Source organism: Verminephrobacter aporrectodeae subsp. tuberculatae At4, from assembly GCF_000193225.1.
In the GTDB taxonomy this organism is placed as follows: domain Bacteria; phylum Pseudomonadota; class Gammaproteobacteria; order Burkholderiales; family Burkholderiaceae_C; genus Acidovorax; species Acidovorax aporrectodeae.
The window spans coordinates 1-218 of record NZ_AFAL01000924.1; the positions used below are offsets into that span (position 1 = coordinate 1).

Annotated in this window: 1 pseudogene; it reads right to left on the reverse strand. The window is 67.0% G+C overall.

Features of this window, described 5'->3' with window-relative positions:
• Nucleotides 1-31: 31 nt before the first annotated feature.
• Nucleotides 32-218: pseudogene (locus VTU_RS34240) on the reverse strand (Rpn family recombination-promoting nuclease/putative transposase); the annotation flags it as partial.

Sequence of the window (218 nt, forward strand, 5' to 3'; positions counted from 1 at the left end):
CCGCGCCAAAGCCTTGTGCACCGCGACCGGTTCAGGCCCCTGCGCGCAGCTTTTTGATCTTCGGCAGGGCCAGGCCGCTCACCCGCGCGATGGCTTCATCGTCGAGCAGCGCCAGGAGATTGCGTGCCACGTCGGCCCGTCCCTTCCTGACGCCTTGCGCCAACCCCTTCTTGACGCCTTGTGCCAACCCCTTCTCGATGCCTTCCTCCAGCCCCTCG